Source organism: Rhizobium tropici CIAT 899, assembly GCF_000330885.1.
Lineage (GTDB): Bacteria > Pseudomonadota > Alphaproteobacteria > Rhizobiales > Rhizobiaceae > Rhizobium > Rhizobium tropici.
Genome location: NC_020059.1, coordinates 3,023,475 through 3,040,288, shown reverse-complemented (window position 1 = coordinate 3,040,288; position 16,814 = coordinate 3,023,475). Strand labels below are relative to the sequence as shown.

Sequence of the window (16,814 nt, the reverse complement as noted above, 5' to 3'; positions counted from 1 at the left end):
GCTTGCGTCAGTCATTATTTGCAAAACGGTAGCAAATCTAATCTACTCACCTTTAGAATGGCTTTGTGCCAACTGATTTAATGCCCAGGAGGTATGCGTGGGACAGCATAAGAAGGTTCGTAAGGCAGTATTTCCGGTCGCCGGACTAGGGACGCGGTTCTTGCCGGCGACCAAGGCGGTGCCGAAGGAAATGCTGACCGTGGTTGATAAGCCGGTGATCCAGTATGTCGTCGATGAGGCGATGGAAGCAGGCATCGAGCATTTCGTATTCGTCACCGGCCGCAGCAAGCACGTCATCGAAGATTATTTCGATATTCAGTTCGAGCTCGAGCAGACGCTGCGCCAGCGTAACAAGAATGCCGAACTGTCGCTGCTGAGCGGCCTATTACCGAAGGCCGGTACGGCAAGTTTCACGCGCCAGCAGGAGCCGCTGGGTCTCGGCCACGCCGTCTGGTGCGCCCGCGAGATCGTCGGCGATGAACCCTTTGCACTGCTGCTGCCCGACATGGTCATGCGCGCCGAAAAGGGCTGCATGAAGGGCATGATCGAGCTTTACGAGCAGAGCGGCGGCAATGTCATCGCCGTCGAGGAATGTGCACCTGATCAGGCTCATAAATACGGCATCGTCGGCGTCGGCGAGACGATTGGTAGCGGCTTCCGCATCACGGAGATGGTTGAAAAGCCGGCCAAGGGCACGGCTCCGTCCAACTTCTTCATCAACGGCCGCTATATCCTGCAGCCGGAAATCTTCCATATTCTGGAAAGCCAGGAGCGCGGCGCCGGCAACGAGATCCAGCTGACGGACGGCATGCTGAAGCTTGCCAAGATGCAGGATTTCGCCGGCTATCACTTCCGCGGCCAGACGTTCGACTGCGGTGCAAAGGACGGCTTCATCCTCGCGAACGTCGCCTTTGCCTTGGCGCGTGACGACATCCGCCCGACCATCGAGGATGAGTTCAAGGCGCTGATCGCGGCCCTGAAATAGAGCATGTCGCGCAAAAGTGTGCAGCGGTTTTGCGACAACGACATGCGTAAAATCAAACCTAAAGCATGGGAAGCGGATCTGAAAGATCGCGACGCGCCTTAGGTGCTCTAACTTTCGGGAAATATGGTGAGGCCTGGCATATGCCGGGCCTCGATTCGCTTGAACGAAAAATTATTCAAAGCGACGTGCTAGCTATCAACGCTTCGCGGTCAAACCGATGCCGGCCTGAAGCTGACGGGTGCTGTCGCCAACGTCCCTGGTCGTCAGCTGGTAGCCGACATTGCCGGTGAGATCGAGGTAACGGTTGATTCCCCAGGTCAGGCCGAAGGCGGCGTCATATTCGGTTTCATCGGCGGCGCTGCCATTTGAGGGGTAGTCGCGCCAGATCGTTCCGCCCGTCAGCTTGGCGGTGAGATCGTCGCGCAGCTGATGGGCCACGGTGCTCGTCAGCTGGTAAGCGGTGTAGCCGCTGAGACCGGCCGTAGTCGAGGGCTGGACCGTCGTCGAAAGGCCGACACTGATATCGGTGCCGCGCTGCGGCGACCAGGCGAGGCTGCCGTCGATCGTCGGCGAGTCGACCGAACTCAGACGCGAATCGTCGAATTCCGTGTGCTGGTAGCCGAAGCCGAGCTCGCCCTTGAATTTTTCACCGAGGTCGACTTCGACGCCGCCCTTGCCGCCATAGCTCTGGTTCGAGCGGGCATAACCGTTACTGTCGCGTGTCTGGTCGTAGACGGCGCGCCCGAGATCCACTTCCACGAAGGGAATGATGGCGGGCGATAGCTCGTAACCGATACGGCCGCGCCAGGTTCCGGCCGTCTGGTTACGGTCGCTGAGGGTAACTGTCGTCCCATCCGAAAGCACGGCGTTGGAATAGACGCTGCGTGTCAGCGCCACGGCCGTCGTGCCGCGCAGCAGGCCGAAATCGCGCTCCAGTGAGAGGCCAGCGGTATACTGGTTGACAGCGGACTGTTTCGAGGCGCCGGCGATCGCATTCGGATCGCTCGTGTCCTCGCGGTAGAATTGATAACCGGCGGTGACATGTGCCGTCGTGTCGGCGGGAAGATCCAGGCGCAGGTCGGCATTAAGGTTGACCGTCGGTTTCTCCTCGCCCGTGCCGCCGACGTTCCTCTGCCAGACGCCTTCACCGGTGATGGTCAGCGCGTGGCGATCCCAATCCGATGTCAGGGTGCTGCGCAGGTCGGTTTGCAGGAAAGTGCGGTTGTTCTTGACGTCGCCGGTGCGATCCCGCTCGATATTGACCGACTGATTGATCGAGGGGCGCAGGGTAAAGGTGCCGAGCGGTATACCCTGGGCGTCTGCGCGATCCGGATATTGGCGAGCCTTCAGACCGTCGACGGCAGATTCCCGCTGGTTCACGCGGCGCAGGTCGTTATCCAGCGTCGAGCCGGTGGTCGTGGGGTCGATACCGGTGAGGCGCAGCGGCGCGTTCAATGGCGCGTCGCTGGAGGTCGATGTCTGGTTTGCCGGTGCGGTTGCCTGGCTGTCGGCGGTGGGTGCGGCGCTCGGATCTGTCGATGAAGCGGATGTCGGGGCGGGCAAGGTATCGTCGAGGTTCTGATCTGGCGGCAATGATTGCGCATGGATCGGCAGTGGAAGGGCAAATGCGATACCCCAGCCGAGCAGGGCGGAACTTGCCCATGCCGTCAGCCGGAGGGCACCATGACCCGCCTTGTCCTTGCCGATGCCCATGTCGTTTATATCTGACCCTGCTGGAAATGACCTAAATTCTTACCCAAGTGTAAAGGCGCGTGGTTAACGGTTGGTTGCCAAGCGATGGCGACAAGAAAGGGTTCGATAATATTTGTCGGGAAGATGTTGCAGGCTGTCGCATCGCCATAAGTCGATCTTTGGTGGACAGATTTGCCGAAAAGCGTTAGGCCTCGCTCATGAACAAGAGAGCTGTAAGACTCATCGAGAACGGTGCGATCGAATCCGCGATGCGAACGATCGAGACCGAGAGACGGGGCATGGAAGCGCTGGAACGCGCACTGACCAACGGTCTGGCCGAGCCTTTCAGCCGCGCGGTGGAGATCATAGGCGATATTTCCGGCCGTGTGGTGATCACCGGCGTTGGCAAGAGCGGCCATATCGGCAACAAGCTCGCCGCAAGCCTGGCGTCCACGGGTACGCCGGCATTCTTCGTGCACCCGGTCGAAGCCAATCACGGCGATCTCGGCATGATCACGCAGCATGATGTCATCATCGCCATATCGTGGGGCGGCGAGAGCGCCGAGCTGCGTGGCATCATCAGCTATTCACGCCGCTTCTCGATCCCCATGATCGCGATCACTGCCGGCGAGACTTCTACGCTTGCGCGCGAATCGGATGTGGTGCTGCTGCTGCCCAAGGAGCAGGAGGCCTGCCCGCATGGGCTGGCGCCGACGACATCGACGCTGCTGCAGCTTGCCATCGGCGATGCACTGACCGTCGCCTTGCTGGAGGCGCGCGGCTTCACGGCCGAAGATTTCCGTACCTTCCATCCGGGCGGCAAGCTCGGTGCCAGCCTCTCGCATGTGGCCGACATTATGCACAAGGGCGACAGCGTGCCGCTCGTCAAGCTCGGAACCGGCATGCCGGAAGCGGCGATGACGCTATCGAAGATGCGGTTCGGCTGCGTGGGCGTGATCGATGATGATGGTTGCCTGTGCGGTATCGTCACCGATGGCGATATCGCCCGCAATCTCGGCACCAGCCTTGCGGAGAAGCTGGTGGACGAAGTGATGACCCCCAATCCGAAAACGGTGAAGGAAACGACGCTGGCGACGAGCGCCATGGCGGTGCTCAACCGTCACAATATCTCGGCTCTGATGGTCATCGATGAAGCGCGCCGGCCGATCGGCGTCGTGCATTTCCACGATCTGTTGCGGATCGGCGTCGCCTGATCAGACCGGTTCGACCGTGAGCTCGCGGCCGTTGCTGGCGACTACCTTGACGCGGGTGCCAACAGGCAGGTCCGGTCCGCTGACGGTCCAATAGGTATCGTTCAAGCGAATGCGCCCGCGGCCTTCGGCGATCGGTTGGTCGAGGGTTGCCGTGCGCCCGACCAGGCTGGCGCCGCGCTGGTTCAGGAAAGGCTCGTCGGTCACTTGGTTGTTGTTATAGAGATAGCGGCGGCCGATGAGAGTGACGATCACCGCCGTGGCGGCGAAGACCAGCCCTTGAACCTGCCAGACCCAGAAGCTGCTTTCCCAAAACAGAAGCGACAAGGCGCCGACGATGATCGCGGCGAGCCCGATCCATACCAGGAAGAAGCCGGGCAGGACGAGTTCGGCGGCAAGCAGCGCCAGGCCGGCGAGCCACCAGCTCCAGGGGCCGAGTTCGACGATGAGATTGTCGAACATGTCAGGTCTCCTTCGGCGGCAGCGGATTGATCGACGGTGTGGTGCGCGCGGAACCGGAGCGCGGACGGGACGGTTGCGGTACGCCGCTGCCATCGCCATTGTCGCCGAAGACTTCGCGGGCGATGGCGCCGATGCCGCCGAGCGAGCCGATAATGGAGCTCGCCTCCATTGGCATCAGCACGATCTTCGAATTGCTGGCGGAGCCGATCGCAGTCAGGGCTTCGGTATATTTCTGGGCGACGAAGTAGTTGATCGCCTGCACATTGCCTTCGGCAATCGCCTCGGACACCACCCGGGTCGCCTTGGCTTCGGCCTCGGCCAGGCGCTCGCGGGCCTCCGCATTGCGAAATGCTGCTTCGCGCTGACCTTCGGCTTGCAAAACGGCCGCCTGCTTCGCGCCCTCGGCGCGGAGAATTTGCGCGTTGCGCAGACCTTCCGCCTCCAGAACCTGAGCGCGCTTTTCGCGTTCGGCCTTCATCTGCCGGCCCATGGCGTCAACCAGGTCTTTCGGCGGTTGGATGTCCTTGATTTCGACGCGTGTGACCTTGATGCCCCAGGGCTCTACCGCCTCATCGACCACGCGCAACAGCCGTTCATTGATGGCATCGCGATTGGACAAAAGCTCGTCCAGATCCATAGAGCCCATGACCGAGCGGATATTGGTCTTGGTGAGGTTGAGGATCGCGCTTTCGAGATTGGTGATCTGATAGGCGGCCTGTGCCGCATTCAGCACCTGGAAGAAAGCGACTGCATCGGCGGAGATACTGGCATTGTCCTTGGTGATGACCTCCTGGGTCGGCACGGCCAACACCTGCTCCATCACATTCATCCGCATGCCGATCGTTTCGATGAAGGGCACGATCAGGTTAAGCCCCGGTTCCAGCGTCCGGATATAGCGGCCGAAGCGCTGAACTGTATACCGATAGCCCTGAGGTACGGTCTTGATGCCTGCAAACAGCACCAGAATGACAAAGACCACCAAGGCAATCACAACGATGCTGAAACCACCCACTACCATCGAACTCCTCCATGGACGCGCCCGCCTCAACAGGTTCGCGTCGCCTAAACCGCTGCTGTTCGGCGTCCCCCACTCGGGCGAGCTCATGAGACGGCAGCTCAATCAGATGTGGTGGGTTAGCATGTTCTCGGCAAGTGAGGAATGGGGGTAGTCGCGAGCCTTTTGCGGCGGCACCGCTCAAGCAATCGTCGCACGGGTCTTGCGCCCGGCGATTGATATTCATACCTTATATGGAATTTCCGGCTCCGCTGCCTCGCAGCCTTTTCGGGCCAAGCCATCGCGCATCATCAGGGTGAAGCTATGAACTTAGATAGGACCTTGCGGTCGGTTGTGGCCGTGCACGCCTCAATTCCGGAAGACGCCTTTACGGCGGCAACGCTCGGCATCCGCAGGGAAGGCAGTGGCGTTGTCATCCGCGGTAACGGCCTGGTATTGACGATCGGCTATCTGATTACCGAAGCGGAAGAGGTCTGGCTCACGACCAATAGCGGCCGGGTCGTTCCCGGCCATGCGCTCGCTTACGATCAGGAAACCGGATTCGGTCTCGTGCAGGCGCTCGGGCCTCTCGATGTGCCCGCCCTCGAATTCGGCGATACCGACAAGGCAGAGATCGGCGATGAAGTCATCGTCGCCGATGGGATCGGCCAGTTCGTCGAGGCGAAGATCGTCGCCAAGCAGGAATTCGCCGGTTATTGGGAATATCTGCTCGACGAGGCGATCTTCACGGCACCCGCCCATCCCTCCTGGGGCGGCGCGGCCGTTGTCGATAAGGACGGCAAGCTTCTCGGCATCGGCTCGCTGCATTTGCAGATGGCGACGGAAAAGGGCGACAGCGCCGATATCAACATGATCGTGCCGATCAATCTTTTGATGCCGATCCTGGACGATCTGATCAAACGCGGTCGGGTCAACAAGCCGCCGCGGCCCTGGCTCGGTGCCTTCTCGGCCGAAAGCAATGGCGAAGTCGTCGTCATGAGCGTTACCGAGGGCGGCCCGGCCGCCAAGGCTGGCTTGCGCCGTGGCGATGTCATTTCCGAAATCCGCGATGGCGAGGTCGATGGACTCGCCGATTTCTATCGCAAGGTCTGGGAGAGCGGCCCGGCTGGATCCGAGATCCCCATGCGCGTATTGCGCGACGGCCGCGAGGCCTGGCTGCGCGTCAAATCCGCCGACCGCGGCAGCTTCCTTAGAAAGCCGCAGCTTCAGTAGGATCGCGTCGCCGGGATCAACCCGGCGATCCGCTCAGGCCCAGCCGAGCAGCTCCCGCCGTACCACCTTCTCCAGCACGTTCATGCCGTCTTCGCTGTCGTTGAGACAGGGAATGTGGGTGAATTTCTCGCCGCCATTGTGGTGGAAGGATTCAGCCGCCTGCTCGGCGATCTCTTCCAGCGTCTCCAGGCAGTCGGAGACGAAGCCGGGGTTGAGGACGGCGATCCGCTTGGTGCCTGTCCTGGCAAGCTCTTCCACCGTTTTGTCGGTATAGGGCTGCAGCCATTCCTCCGGGCCGAAGCGGGACTGGAACGTAACCATGAACTGGTCTTCGGATAGGCCGAGCTTCTCGCGCAGCAGCCTGCCGGTCTTCTGACAGAAACAGTAATAGGGATCGCCGAGCTTGAAGTAGGACATGGGTATGCCGTGGAAGGACGCGATGATCTTTTCCGGTTGCCAGTCCAGCGTCGATAGATGGCGCGTGACCGAATTGGCGAGCGCCTCGATATAGGTCTCGTCGTCGTGATATTGCGGGACGGTGCGAATTGCCGGCTGCCAGCGCATCTTTTGGAGCTTCTCGAAGGCCTTGTCGTTGACGGTTGCCGTCGTTGCCGCCGCATATTGCGGATAGAGCGGGAAGAGCACGATGCGCTCGCAGCCATCGTCCTTCAGCGCCTGAATGCGATCGGCGATCGAAGGCTGACCATAGCGCATGGCCCAATCGACCTTGACGTTGGGCAGGTCGCGCAGGCGCTCGGCCATCAGGTCTGACTGGTTGCGGGTATAGGTGCGCAGATAGCTCTCGTTCTTCTCCTTGTTCCAGATCGTCTCATAGGCCTTGCCGACCTTCTGCGGCCGGGTGTTGAGCACGATGCCGAACAGGATCGGGTACCATTTCCAGCGCGACCACTCGATGACGCGGCGGTCGGTCAGGAATTCGCGCAGGTAGCGGCGCATCGAGGAATAATCGGTGCCGTCGGGCGTTCCGAGATTGATGAGCAGCACGCCGACCTTGCCGTATTTCACGCTGGGGTGACCGGGCGAAAGCGTGGTCAGGTCTGCTGTCATCGATTGAATTCCTCTCAAGATACGAAGCACTTCACATAAGAATAAAAGCCGGTCCGGGAAAGCCCGGACCGGCTGGAGTAAGCGAGACAAATCGTCTTACTTGGCTGGAATCTTCAACTTTTCGCCGACCGACAGGTGATGCGGCTTGATGTTGCGGTTGGCCGCCACGAGTTTGTGCCACTGGCTGGCGCTGCCATAATAGGTCTTGGCGAGATCCCAAAGCGTGTCGCCGGCGACGACGATGTGGGTCGCCGGTGTCTTTGGCGGTTCGTTGCCCTTGGCTTCCGGCGTCGCTGTTGCCGGAGCTGTGGCCGTGGGTGCGGAGGCCGCCGGGGTTTCCGCCGCTGGAGCTGAGGTGGCGGGTGTCGAGGCTGCCGGATCCGACTTTGCCGGAGCGGACGGCGTCGCAGTCGGGTTTGCCGGCATGGTGGTGCTTGGCGTTGTCACCATGGGAGGCGAGGAGGCCGGAGGGGTGGTCGTGGATGAACCCGTAGCGGCTGCTGCCGGCTTCTGCTCCGGTGCTGTCTGCGTGGTGTCGGCGGGCTTTGCGGGTTCCGGCTGCGCAGCTGGCGCTGCCGCGGCAATCTGTGTTATGCGCCCGTCCGTGTAGGGCTTGTAGGGATTATGCGCGCCGAGATAGTCGGCGACCACCGATTCCAGATTAGGGCCGAAGTCATAGGCATTCTTGCCATTCTTGGCGAAGACCGCATAGCCGTCGCCGCCGGCGCGCATGTAGTTGTTGCTGACGACGCCATAGGTCTTTTCGAGATCGATCGGCTTGAATTCGGTGCCTTCCTGCACCTCGACGGAGACGAGACGGCCGCCCGGCGGCTTTGATTTGTCGAAGCTGTATTTGAGGCCGGCAACCTGCGGGAAGCGGCCCGCGCCGTCGTCGATCTGGCTGAGGCCGTTTTCGAGCGCCGCTTTCACGTCGGCTCCCGTGAGCTGGAAGGTCGCAACCGTGTTCTGGAAAGGCAGTACGGTCAGCACGTCGCCCATGCTGACGTCGCCGGCGCCGATCGAGGCGCGCAAGCCGCCGCCGTTCTGGATGGCAATGGAGATCCCTTGCGCCTTGGTTCGGTCGAGCATCGCATCGGCGACGAGATTGCCCATCGAGCATTCCCGAACGCGGCAGACTTCACGCGCGCCTTCGATCGGTTCCTGCGAATTGCCGATGATCTTCTTGCGCAGTTCCTGGATCGGTTTTGCCATCTCCTGCACGCGTGCAAGGATCGTTGGATCGGGCTTGATGGAGGAATCGAGCAGGATCGGATCACCCTTGGCGTCCTTGACGGCGCCATTGTCGTCGAAGGTGACGACGATGTCGCCGAGATATTTGCTGTAGGACGCGGCCTGTACGACAGGCACCTTATAGCCGGCCGGATTGTCGACCATGGTCGGGTAGGGGCCGGCTGCCTTCGGATCGGTATTCGACAGGAGCGTATGCGAGTGGCCGCCGACAACGACGCTGACGCCGGCGATCTTGGCGATCTTCTCGACATCGCGCGGATAGCCGACATGAGTGAGCGCGATGATCTTGTTGACGCCTTGCGATTTCAGGGCATCGACTTCGGCGCTGATGGCTGCGGCATCGTCGGTGATCTTCACATGCGGGCCGGGAGAGGCAAGTTCCGGTGTTTCAGTCGTCACCGCACCGACGATACCGATCTTCTGGCCGCCGATATCGAGCACGATCGACTTCTTGATGCGTTCGCCCAGCTTCGACTGGTCGTCGATCACCAGATTGGCCGTCACGACGGGAAACTGCGCCTTGTCGAGGAAAGCGGCAAGCGGGCCTTCGCCATCGTCGAACTCATGATTGCCGACCGTCATGGCATCGATCTTCATGTCATTGAGGAATTCGACTTCGGCAGCGCCTTTGTAGGTCGTGTAGAATAGGGAGCCCTGGAAGTTGTCGCCGGCATCGAGGACGAGGACGTTCTGACCGGCAAGCGCGGCGCGGCGCTGGTCGATGATGGTCTTCAGCCGGGCTGCGCCGCCGAAGCACTCATTCTTGGCTTCTTCTTCTGCGGAGCACGTCGTGTCGAACTTGTTGATCGACTCCACGCGCGAATGGAAATCGTTGAAGTGCAGGATGTTGAGCTGATAGTCCGCGAAGGCGGCGCTGGTGCTCAGCGCCAGCAGCGTGGCGGCCAAAAGACCCACTCCGAAGGGCTGCTTCATCTGTCTCTCCTGTTGGTCATTGCAATCCGGCCCGCCAATGCCCGAGGCGGTCCCCCATGCCGATGTTTCCATCCCCGCGGAGCGAGCGCAAGTAAAAGCTGTTGGCTTCATTCGGATTTTACAAAGAAGCGAAATGGCCCGCCGGATCAGGCGCAGGCTTCGACGGAGGCCGCACCATAGGATTCGCGCAGCGCCGCAGCGGCATTCCAGCCCGCAGCGCAGAAGACGAGCGCACAACAGAGGAAGGCGACAAGATGCAGGCGCCGATTCCGCCTCCGGTAAAGCAGGATGGCGCCAGCGCCGTAGACGAGCAAAGCCGGTATGGCGAAGAGGAGGACGCTCGCTGGGCCGTCGCAATCAAGGGCGTCGATGCCCTGAGCCCGATAACTGTTTACAGGGAGGACCGCCGCCATAATGGCGACGGGCAATGCCGCGACAAGTGCCATGTAGAGGATCAACATGCCGCGCATGATGCCTTATCCGTCCATCGGGTCTATCAGCCCTGGCGATTGAGCGAGAAGTGCCCACCGGTTTCGGAGGTGCAATTGAGCTGGCTGGGATTGGCCAGGAAGCAATTCACCTTCGATGATGTGCGCTTGATGTTCGAATAGAGGTTGATCTGGATCACGCCGGATGGATCGGTCGTATAGGTTCCCGAGGCCATCTGCTGGTTCGTCCCATCAGTGGTATGCGTTTCGAATCGGCCGCCGTTGAAGGTCGAATTCAGGCCGTTCGAATCGGCCCAGCTTCCTTCCACCGAATTCATGCGCGGCTGAGAGCCACCCGGGTTCATCCCCATCGGCGGCGGTCTGGAGCCGCCGAAATCGACGCAGGCAGAGAGGGCCGCGGCGGCGGCAACGAGGGCAAGAACGGTTCTCATCTTCATAAATATCTCCCGCGAGTGAAGGCGGTCTAAAGGCGTATCGGTTGCAAGGAAGATGCCGCGACCATCGGGCTAAAGCAAGACGCCCCAAGCGATCTGCTTGATTTATCTGGCTTGCGTAACAAAAATGCCCGCACGACTTGTGCGGGCATTCGGGTCTGGCATCAAGCTGCCACTATACCCTCAGCGAACCAGAATGTTCCGGAACTGCCAGGGGTCCTTGGTGTCGATGTCTTCAGGGAAGAGGCCCGGACGGCCGTCGAGCGGGGTCCAGTCGGTGTAGTGACCTTCGACCGGGCCGAGATAGGGCAGCTGTACTTCGAGGCAGCGCTTGTAATCGATTTCGTCGGCTTCCACGATGCCGGCCTTCGGGTTTTCCAGCGCCCAGACCATGCCGGCGAGCACGGCTGATGTCACCTGCAGACCGGTGGCGTTCTGGTAGGGAGCGATGCGGCGGGTCTCTTCGAGAGACAGGCGCGAGCCGTACCAGTAGGCATTCTTGGCATGGCCGTAAAGCAGCACGCCGAGTTCGTCGATGCCGTCTTCCAGCTCGTCCTCGTCGAGAACGTGATGGACCGGCTGCGGCGTGCCGCCATTGCCGAACATCTCGTGCAGCGAGAGCACGGCGTCATTGGCCGGATGATAGGCGTAATGGCAGGTCGGGCGGAAAGTGACTTCGCCGTCCTTGTCGCGGACGGTGAAATAATCGGCGATCGAGATCGACTCGTTGTGGGTGACGAGGAAGCCGTATTGCGGGCCAGGGGTCGGGCACCAGGTACGAACGCGGGTGTTGGCGCCCGGCTGCTCCAGATAGATGGCGGCCTTGCAGCCCTTCTTGTGCTTCTTGGCGTTCTTCGGCATCCATTCTTCGTGGGTGCCCCAGCCGAGTTCGGCCGGCTGCAGACCTTCGGAAATGAAGCCTTCTACGGACCAGGTGTTCCAGAAGACGTTGAGCGGCTTTGGATGCTTGGTGCGCTGCGTGTCGCGCTCGGCGATGTGAACGCCCTTGACGCCGACCTTCTTCATCAGCTTTGCCCAGCCTTCGCGGTCGTGCTGATCCGGCTCTTCGAACTTCAGGCCGATATCCTTGGCGAGATTGACGAGCGCCTGCTTGACGAACCAGGAGACCATGCCCGGATTGGCGCCGCAGGTGGAAACGGCCGTCGCGCCGCCCGGGTTCTTTTCCTTCTCCTTGCGCATGGTTTCGCGTAGCGCATAGTTGGTGCGGTCGGCGTTCTTCAGGCCCTTGTCGAAGTAGAAGCCAAGCCAGGGCTCGACGACGGTGTCGATATAGAGCACATCGAGCTTGCGGCACAGCTTGACCAGGTCGAGCGAGCCGGTATCGACCGAGAGGTTGACGCAGAAGCCCTGACCGCCGCCTTCCGTGAGAAGCGGCTTCAGGAGATCCTTGTAATTGTCCTTGGTGACATGGGCCTGGATATGGCGGACGCCATGCTTTTCCAGGATCGCCAGGTGCTCGGCATCCATCTGCGGGTCAATGACGACCATCCGGCTCTTGTCGAATTTGAAATGGCGCTCGATCAGGGGCAGGGTGCCACGGCCAATGGAGCCAAAGCCGATCATTACGATCGGACCGGTAATTTCGGCATATACCGGATAGTTGTGTTTCGTCATTCTTTTCTCCTTCGAAAGGCGGGACGCCGTTCGGTTCACGAAATTCAATTAGAGTTTGCGCGAAAGCGCTGGCAGAGTTTGCGCGAAAACGCGAGGTGAGCGGCTCTAATCATAATTTGATGTCACAATAAAGAGCTGTTGAGGGTTAGCCGGGCAAAGTCAAGAGGAGGCCAACATACACGCCATATGCGACGGGTTTGTTGCCCTCAAGGTTGGTTTTCGCTGACATAAACGGAATGCGGCTGCAGGCAAGCGCCTTCAGCCGCTTAGGCCTTCAGGCCTTCCAACCCGTCGACGACGGTGGTGAGGGCGATTTCCTGGACTTCGTAAACGGCGACACCGTGGATCGTGAAGGGGTCGGCTGCGACATAGGCTTCAAGTTCCGCCCGCTCGCCACGAGCGAAGATGACGCCGCCTGTGCGCGGTACCTTGCGGCCGGAAGCGAGGAACCAGCCCTTGGCATAGCCCTCCTGCACCCAGGCCATATGCGGCTGCATGTGCTTGTCGGCTTCGTCATTGCCCTTGAGGTAGGTGAGCGAGAGAATGAACATGCAATCAATTCCACAGGAGTTGTGCGCGGATCAGGCCGCGCAGGGAGTTTCCGACATACAGGGGGCGATCGTTTAGGTCGTCGAGCCGGATGCGGCCGACGCGGGCCTTGCGCTGGCAGATGAGCTCGGTGCGCAGGACACCGGCAAGCAGGCCGGCTGATATGGGCGGGGTGCGGAGCAGCTCCGCGCTGTCTTCGAGGAAGACCGAGGTGATCGTCCCCTCGCAAACCTCATCCTTCTCATTGAGCAGCAGCACCTCGTCTGCCTCATCGGGCCGATATTCGGCGCGAGCTGCTTCATAGACTGCGCGGCACGTCGTCTTGACGCGCAGCAGCTTGTCGGAAGAATCGAGCCTTGTCGCGGCGATGCGGACGCGCCAGGTGGTATCGGGCAGAAGCGGGACAAACGGTGCCGTCGTCACCTCCGTTTGGCCTTCCCGATCCAGCGTCAACCGAACCCTTAACGGTGCGCCGGCGCCGACAACCGCCTGTTCCAGCTTTCCAAGCACGTTCTTCGGGGCTGCAAAGCCTAAACGGCGGGCGGAACGCTGCAGCCGCGCAAGATGCAGGCGCAGGCGGACGAAGCCGGTTTCCGGCTCGAAGCGCAGCGTCTCGATGAGGGAAAAATCCTCTACCGGTCGATCCATCTATCCCCCACGGCGAAGCGCGCCTTGAGGAGGCATTCTTCATATTCCGCTTCCGCCGTCGAATCGAAGACGATGCCCCCACCGACATTGAACACCGCGCGGCCGTCTTCGAAAAGCGTGATCGTGCGGATCGCCACCGAAAAGCGCATGGCTCCATCAGGCGAGATCATGCCGATCGCGCCGCAATAGGCGTCGCGCGGGCCGTCTTCGAGATCGTGCAGGATTTCCATCGCCCGCATTTTAGGCGCACCGGTGATCGAGCCGCAGGGAAAAAGTGCGGTAAGGATATCGCGGATCGATATGCCCGGACGCAGCTTCGCCTCGACATGGCTGACCATCTGATGGAGTGTCGGATAGGTCTCGATCTCGAAGAGCTTCGGCACGTCAAGTGTGCCGACCTCGGTGATGCGCGAGATATCGTTGCGCAGGAGGTCGACGATCATACGGTTTTCGGCCTGCGTCTTTTCGTCGGCAAGCATGGCGGCGATGATGCGCTCGTCCTCGGCGGCATTCGCGCCGCGCTTGGCCGTGCCTTTCATCGGATGCGTCTCGATCCAGCCGTTCTCGTCCGTGCGGAAGAAAAGCTCCGGCGAGCGCGACAGGATGATCGGACCGCCGAGATCGACGAGTGCGCCGTATTTCACCGGCTGCCGTTCGATCAGCGACCAGAAGGCGGCGCGGGGATCACCGTTCCATCGCGCATGGATCGGCATGGTAAGGTTTGCCTGATAGCAGTCGCCAAGGCGCAAATGCTGATGCAGCCTGTCGAAGCACTCCCGATAGGTCTCGAAATTCCAGGCCGCTTTCGGTTCCGTCAGGAATTCCTGGTTTTCCACGCGTTGGGCTGGTTGGCCGAGCGGATGGTCGTCGGCGGCCGGCGCATCGAAAACGCCGAAGCAGAGCAAAGGCGTTTTCCTGTTTTCCTCGGCGAAGGATGCAAGCTTTTCCTCGAAAAGATGCCCGGCTTCATAGGCGATATAGCCGGCAAGCCACTTTCCCTGCCGCCTGACCCGCTCCATCCGATCGAGGGCATCGAAAAATTGCGCGCGCGTATGGGCGACGATGATCTCGGCCGGTTCGGCAAAGATCATCACCTGTCCTGTGCTGTCGTCCCTGAAAAGGACGTAGGGTATGGCGTCGGCCATGTGCGGGTGTCTATCGAGTTCTCGTTATATCGATTGTCAGGCACAAAGCTGCAGCAATGGCGGACGTGCCTGTCCTGCTTCTCTTCAGCTCAGTTCTTATCTAACGCTTCCAACTCATCGATCAGCCCTTCGATCATCGACAGGCCCTTGCTCCAGAACGACGGATCGGTTGCGTCGAGACCAAAAGGCTTCAGGAGCTCAGAATGATGCTTGGTGCCGCCGGCCTTCAGGAGCTCGAAATACTTGTCCTGGAAGCCCTTTTCGGCGTTGCGGTAGACGGCATAGAGCGAATTCACCAGGCAGTCACCGAAGGCATAGGCATAGACGTAGAAAGGCGAGTGGATGAAGTGGGGGATATAGGCCCAATAGGTCTCATAGCCCTCGGAGATCTTGATCGCCGGGCCTAGGCTCTCTTCCTGCACGGAGAGCCACAGTTCGCCGATATTGTCCGATGTCAGTTCGCCATTCTTGCGGGCGGTGTGCACCTTGCGCTCGAATTCGTAGAAGGCGATCTGGCGCACGACCGTATTGATCATGTCCTCGACCTTCTGGGCGAGCATCGCCTTGCGTTCGCGCTTGTCGGTAGTCTTGTCGAGGAGCGCGCGGAAGGTCAGCATCTCGCCGAAGACGGAGGCGGTTTCCGCCAATGTCAGCGGCGTCTGGCACATCAGCGCTCCCTGGCCGCCGGCCAGTACCTGATGCACGCCGTGGCCAAGCTCATGCGCCAGCGTCATGACATCGCGTGGCTTGCCCATGTAATTGACGAGGACATAGGGATGGGCGGAAGGGACCGTCGGATGCGCGAACGCACCAGGCGCCTTGCCCGGACGCACCGGCGCGTCGATCCATTCCTCATCGAAGAAGCGCTGGGCGATCGCAGCCATTTCTGGCGCAAAATTGCCGTAGGCCGAAAGAACTGTGTCCTTCGCATCGGTCCAGGGGATCAGTGCATTAGGCGTTTCCGGCAGCGGCGCGTTGCGGTCCCAGAAATTCATCTGCTCCATGCCAAGCCACTTGGCCTTCATCTTGTAATAGCGATGCGACAGGCGTGGATAGGCGTCTCGCACGGCAGCAGCCAGCGCATCAACCACTTCGCGCTCGACGCGGTTGGCGAGATGCCTGCTATCGGCAATATCCTCGAAACCGCGCCAACGGTCGGAAATTTCCTTATCCTTGGCGAGCGTATTGGTGATCAGCGTGAAGGTGCGCAGGTTCGCCTTGAAGGTTTCGGCAAGCGCCATGGCCGCCTTGCGACGCACTTCGGGGTCCTGCTCCTGCAGCATGTTCAAGGCCACTTCCAGCGGCTGCTTCTCACCGTCGATCTCGAAGCGCAGTTCCGCCATCGTCTCGTCGAACAGTCGGTTGAAGGCGGCAGCGCTCGTCATCGACTTTTCCAGGAACAACTGTTCGAGCTTGTCGTCGAGCTGATGCGGCTTGTCCTTGCGCAGATCGACGATCCACGGGCGGTAGTGACCGGCGGCGGCGTCGTTCGCCATGCAGGCATCCATGACTGCGTCGTCGATGCGATTCAATTCCAGCGGAAAGAATAGCAGGTGCGCGGCATAGTCCGTTAGCTTCGCTTGAACGTCGCCATAGAGTTTGCCGTTCGCCGGATCGATGGTGTTCGTGAAATAGGTGAGCCCGGCATAGGAGCCGAGGCGGCCCATGATATCGTCAAGCGCCTCATACTCCTTGATGGCGGCGCCGATGCCGGCGTCGCCCGATTTGGCGGCGGCTTCGGTCAGCTTGCCTTTCCATTTTTCCTCGAAGGCAATGGCCAGCTTGCGGGCCTTTTCGATGTCTCCAAGAAATTCCGGCGACGTCGCGGACGGATAGAGATCGCTGAGCTTCCAGGCGGGCAGCTCGCCAAGCGCCTGGCCGGCGGCCGAGCTTGCCGAGAAGTTAAGAGAGTGGCGGAGCGAGGTCGGGCTCATAGGCGAAATTTCCTCTGCTTTTATCTTTCGGATCGTCCGATCCATTCGTGTCTAGTGGGCTGGAAAGGCCACTGCAAGGCCTGATTTTCCAACGCCGGCCGTTGATTCATAAGCGGTTTTATATTCGTCATAATGATTAAAATGCGATGGTTTGGCAAAACTTCATGTTCAAGCCTTTCTGCGAATGTCCG

General features: G+C 60.5%; 15 protein-coding genes. 3 read left to right on the top strand and 12 right to left on the bottom strand.

All coding sequences use genetic code 11. The annotated features are described in order from the left end of the window. The first annotated feature begins 97 nt into the window (after nucleotides 1-97). Nucleotides 98-985 (top strand): UTP--glucose-1-phosphate uridylyltransferase GalU, encoded by an 888-nt coding sequence (gene galU, locus RTCIAT899_RS14985; protein WP_015341085.1) that lies wholly within the window; start codon nucleotides 98-100, stop codon nucleotides 983-985. A gap of 195 nt (nucleotides 986-1,180) precedes the next feature. Here galU and RTCIAT899_RS14980 read toward each other — a convergent pair whose 3' ends face one another. Beyond that, nucleotides 1,181-2,698: an outer membrane beta-barrel protein gene (locus tag RTCIAT899_RS14980; RefSeq protein WP_015341084.1), complete on the bottom strand. Its 1,518-nt coding sequence runs from the start codon at nucleotides 2,696-2,698 to the stop codon at nucleotides 1,181-1,183. A 197-nt stretch (nucleotides 2,699-2,895) separates the two neighbouring features. Here RTCIAT899_RS14980 and RTCIAT899_RS14975 point away from each other — a divergent pair, with 197 nt between their 5' ends. Then, complete coding sequence (locus RTCIAT899_RS14975; RefSeq protein ID WP_015341083.1) at nucleotides 2,896-3,891, top strand: KpsF/GutQ family sugar-phosphate isomerase; 996 nt, start codon at nucleotides 2,896-2,898, stop codon at nucleotides 3,889-3,891. On the opposite strand, the gene RTCIAT899_RS14970 is transcribed toward RTCIAT899_RS14975, so the two are convergent. Together RTCIAT899_RS14970 and RTCIAT899_RS14965 are read right to left on the bottom strand one after the other, a co-directional pair. Beyond that, nucleotides 3,892-4,350, bottom strand: coding sequence for an NfeD family protein (locus RTCIAT899_RS14970; RefSeq protein ID WP_015341082.1), 459 nt, complete (start codon nucleotides 4,348-4,350; stop codon nucleotides 3,892-3,894). A gap of 1 nt (nucleotide 4,351) precedes the next feature. Then, a complete protein-coding gene (locus tag RTCIAT899_RS14965; RefSeq protein WP_041677661.1) occupies nucleotides 4,352-5,368 on the bottom strand; it encodes an SPFH domain-containing protein in 1,017 nt (338 codons plus the stop codon). Between the two features lie 300 nt (nucleotides 5,369-5,668). Here RTCIAT899_RS14965 and RTCIAT899_RS14960 point away from each other — a divergent pair, with 300 nt between their 5' ends. Further along, nucleotides 5,669-6,577 carry a S1C family serine protease gene (locus RTCIAT899_RS14960; RefSeq protein WP_041677660.1) on the top strand — a complete coding sequence of 303 codons (909 nt, stop codon included), beginning with the start codon at nucleotides 5,669-5,671 and terminating at the stop codon, nucleotides 6,575-6,577. A gap of 33 nt (nucleotides 6,578-6,610) precedes the next feature. Here the strand turns inward: RTCIAT899_RS14960 and hemH are convergent, their stop codons facing one another. The 9 genes from hemH to RTCIAT899_RS14915 form a co-directional block, all read right to left on the bottom strand. Next, complete coding sequence (gene hemH / locus RTCIAT899_RS14955; RefSeq protein ID WP_015341079.1) at nucleotides 6,611-7,645, bottom strand: ferrochelatase; 1,035 nt, start codon at nucleotides 7,643-7,645, stop codon at nucleotides 6,611-6,613. Between the two features lie 96 nt (nucleotides 7,646-7,741). Beyond that, on the bottom strand, nucleotides 7,742-9,829 hold the full coding sequence (locus RTCIAT899_RS14950; RefSeq protein ID WP_015341078.1) for a 5'-nucleotidase C-terminal domain-containing protein: 2,088 nt from the start codon (nucleotides 9,827-9,829) through the stop codon (nucleotides 7,742-7,744). 146 nt (nucleotides 9,830-9,975) lie between these two features. Beyond that, entirely contained in the window at nucleotides 9,976-10,299 is a 324-nt protein-coding gene (locus RTCIAT899_RS14945; protein WP_015341077.1) for a hypothetical protein, read from the bottom strand. Between the two features lie 26 nt (nucleotides 10,300-10,325). Continuing rightward, a complete protein-coding gene (gene omp10, locus RTCIAT899_RS14940; protein WP_015341076.1) occupies nucleotides 10,326-10,715 on the bottom strand; it encodes an outer membrane lipoprotein Omp10 in 390 nt (129 codons plus the stop codon). Between the two features lie 180 nt (nucleotides 10,716-10,895). After that, nucleotides 10,896-12,347 (bottom strand): homospermidine synthase, encoded by a 1,452-nt coding sequence (locus RTCIAT899_RS14935; RefSeq protein ID WP_015341075.1) that lies wholly within the window; start codon nucleotides 12,345-12,347, stop codon nucleotides 10,896-10,898. 266 nt (nucleotides 12,348-12,613) lie between these two features. Continuing rightward, nucleotides 12,614-12,898 carry a YciI family protein gene (locus RTCIAT899_RS14930; RefSeq protein WP_015341074.1) on the bottom strand — a complete coding sequence of 95 codons (285 nt, stop codon included), beginning with the start codon at nucleotides 12,896-12,898 and terminating at the stop codon, nucleotides 12,614-12,616. Nucleotides 12,899-12,902: 4 nt separating this feature from the next. Further along, nucleotides 12,903-13,544, bottom strand: coding sequence for an aminotransferase class IV family protein (locus RTCIAT899_RS14925; protein ID WP_015341073.1), 642 nt, complete (start codon nucleotides 13,542-13,544; stop codon nucleotides 12,903-12,905). Then, complete coding sequence (locus tag RTCIAT899_RS14920; RefSeq protein ID WP_015341072.1) at nucleotides 13,529-14,689, bottom strand: aminodeoxychorismate synthase component I; 1,161 nt, start codon at nucleotides 14,687-14,689, stop codon at nucleotides 13,529-13,531. Before RTCIAT899_RS14920 ends, RTCIAT899_RS14925 begins: the two co-directional genes overlap by 16 nt. Before the next feature lie 89 nt (nucleotides 14,690-14,778). Further along, a complete protein-coding gene (locus RTCIAT899_RS14915) occupies nucleotides 14,779-16,623 on the bottom strand; it encodes a M3 family oligoendopeptidase (RefSeq protein WP_015341071.1) in 1,845 nt (614 codons plus the stop codon). Between the last annotated feature and the right edge of the window lie 191 nt (nucleotides 16,624-16,814).